General features: G+C 38.4%; 5 protein-coding genes. All 5 read right to left on the bottom strand.

The features are described 5' to 3' along the window. Positions 1–38: 38 nt before the first annotated feature. Positions 39–905 (bottom strand): ATP-binding protein, encoded by an 867-nt coding sequence (locus tag ENL20_08520; GenBank protein ID HHE38600.1) that lies wholly within the window; start codon positions 903–905, stop codon positions 39–41. Further along, positions 892–1185: a hypothetical protein gene (locus tag ENL20_08515; protein ID HHE38599.1), complete on the bottom strand. Its 294-nt coding sequence runs from the start codon at positions 1183–1185 to the stop codon at positions 892–894. Before ENL20_08515 ends, ENL20_08520 begins: the two co-directional genes overlap by 14 nt. Positions 1186–1321: 136 nt before the next feature. Beyond that, the gene (locus ENL20_08510; protein HHE38598.1) at positions 1322–1678 is read right to left on the bottom strand and encodes a hypothetical protein; all 357 of its coding nucleotides are present in this window, start codon (positions 1676–1678) and stop codon (positions 1322–1324) included. 153 nt (positions 1679–1831) lie between these two features. Next, the gene (locus ENL20_08505) at positions 1832–2002 is read right to left on the bottom strand and encodes a cytoplasmic protein (GenBank protein ID HHE38597.1); all 171 of its coding nucleotides are present in this window, start codon (positions 2000–2002) and stop codon (positions 1832–1834) included. A 4-nt stretch (positions 2003–2006) separates the two neighbouring features. After that, positions 2007–2462: a DUF134 domain-containing protein gene (locus tag ENL20_08500; GenBank protein HHE38596.1), complete on the bottom strand. Its 456-nt coding sequence runs from the start codon at positions 2460–2462 to the stop codon at positions 2007–2009. Between the last annotated feature and the right edge of the window lie 187 nt (positions 2463–2649).

The following is a 2649-nucleotide window of genomic DNA, read 5'->3' as shown; positions in this document are numbered from 1 at the left end:
TAACTTTCCGTTTTCTGTTGGGATCGCAATTTTCTTATTCATTTTTTCTCCACTTTTTCAATAATTTTATTAACGATACTTTTCATTTCCTTAGCTCCGGAAAGATCGCTGAAATCTTTGATATACGCTTTTCCGGAATCACTGGATTCCACGATATTTACATCGATCGGAATTTTTCCCAGAATATCAACTTTAAAATCGAGAGCTGCTTTAGCTGCTCCTTTGCCAGGGAAAATATCGACTTTTTCTCCGCAATGAGGACATGTAAAACCACTCATATTTTCAATAATTCCAACAACCGGAACTGACATTTTTTCGGAAAACCTGATGGTTTTACGAGCGTCCAGAAAGGCAACATCCTGCGGAGTGGAAACTATTAAAGATCCATCGACTTTTTTCAGGATTTGAACAATAGATAATGGTTCGTCACCTGTTCCGGGAGGACTGTCAACAATCAGATAATCCAGTTCGGGCCATTCGATGTCCTGCAGAAATTGTTTGATCACTCCCATTTTCAGAGGACCTCTCCAGATCACAGGATCATCAACGCTTTGTAATAAAGTTGCGATCGTCATTGCATAAAGATTTTCATGAACCTTGATTGGTGTAGGTCTTTTGGATTGATTGGAAAATCCAAGTCTCTGACCTTCGATTCCCAGCATTTTTGCAATCGATGGACCGTGAATATCGATATCGAGAATTCCAACTTTCTTTCCTGAGAGAGCCAATCCATAAGCCAAATTTACGGATACAGTGCTTTTCCCGACTCCACCTTTTCCGCTGATAACGATCAGTTTGTGCTTGATCCGATCGATGTTTTCCTGTAATTGTTTTTCTTCCCGGATCTTCTTTTCAGCATCCTTGTTGATGTTGACCTCGTGTAAATCTACATTACTTTTCTCCATTTTTCTTTTCCTCTTCTATTATTTCATATTCAGGTTTGATAACCTTTCTTTCTTGAGTATTATTATAACTTATTTTTTTTGATTTCAAAAATTTATTTATCAGAAGCTTGACTTTACTGTTCGGACTTGTTAGATCTTTAATCAAAGTTCCGGTAATAGCAGTCAAGATCGTTCCCCAAATAGTTCCGGAAGAAGAAATTCTTTTTCCTCCTCTATTTCGGAAACCTCGTCCAAATTTTGGACCCATTCCATCAGGCCCGGTTCCATCTCTTCCCTTCATAATAACTCTTATGATTTAATCACTTAAAAAGACTATACTATGCGTTGTTATCGATGGTAAATAAAAAACTATGAAAATCTGATACTAAAATGAAGAAGAAAAACAGGTGATAGAAATCTACCACCTGTTTTCTGGATTATTTTTCTTCTTTTCCCGAGGTAAGTTCGGACAATCTTTTTTCCATAGATTTCAGTTGTTCTTTCAGGATTTTCATATCATTCTCGATCAAAGTTTTTTCGGAAACATCAGGATAATAATCAGCTGGTGGAGTTCCATATTCATTGAAATAAGCTCTGTTACGATTTCTATATCCACCACCAAATCCTCTGCCATATCCTCTTCCAAAACCACGACCGAATCCTCTTCCGTATCCTGCTCCTCCTCGTGGTAATCCTCTGGTAAATCCCGGGCTATCATAACCTGCACAATAACCCAATCCTCTTCCTGTCATTGGTCCCATTCCGTCAGGACCTGTTCGATCACCTCTTGGCATCATAACCTCCTTTTAAATCATTTCCGTCTTTTCAAGACTTGACACAAACCGAAGGTCTTGTGTTAAGTCGCTAATGAAAGCACGGTCACCTTATCCCAAGATTCATATTCTCCAACGGAGATGCCGGAACTTGGGACAAGTTTCGGATTATTTTTACCTTCTTCGACCACGGTCATTTCTCGGATTCTGAGGATATCGTGAATCTCTTCCTCGTCCCTGACCGCTACCTCTTCCTCTGCCCGATTCGTTACCGCTCGCTTTACCTAAACCGCGACCGGTTCTCGGTCCTCTTCCATCCGGACCTGTTCTATCACCACCTGGCATAATATCACCTCCTTCCTTTTCGATTTCTTCCTCGACAACATCTACCATGACCAAATTCCCCGGCATAATCGAATAAATTAGTCGAACCACATACCGGGCATCTGATCAAACCTTCTTCAAATTGGGAGTTGAAGATATGTCCGCAATTAAAACACTTGAGAAGATTACCTCTGAAATGGATGTTACCTCCTTCGATTACCAGCATTTTACCCTCGATCAGGAAAGCAGATAATTTTTTTCTGGCTCTTTCGATCAAGCGGGTAAAAGTTGAACGCGAAATTTCCATTTCTTCGGCAGCTTCGGCATGTTCTTTTCCAAGAAAATCGGTTAGGCGAATGGCTTCAAATTCATCGAGATTAAGTTTGATCTGATCTATATTTCTTCCTCTAACGCTTACAGGTTTAAAGCGTGTAAAAAGCGGAGGTTGAAAAACCATTCTTTCCTTTTTCGGTCTCGACATATTTACTCCCAAAAGCAAAATACAAAGACAAAATAATGCACATAGGTGCATAAGTCAAATTATTTTTTTATTTTTTAATTTATTTATTATAAAATTGACGATTAGTTAAAATGTAAAATATACCTTACATAATTTTTTTTAATTTCCTGTTTTCAACAAGATAAGTTTTTTTTATAGAATTTCTTTT

The sequence above is a fragment of the Candidatus Cloacimonadota bacterium genome (genome assembly GCA_011372345.1).
Taxonomy (GTDB): Bacteria; Cloacimonadota; Cloacimonadia; order Cloacimonadales; family TCS61; genus DRTC01.
The sequence above is the reverse complement of the archived record's forward strand: the minus strand, read 5'-3'. Positions and strand labels throughout refer to the sequence as shown.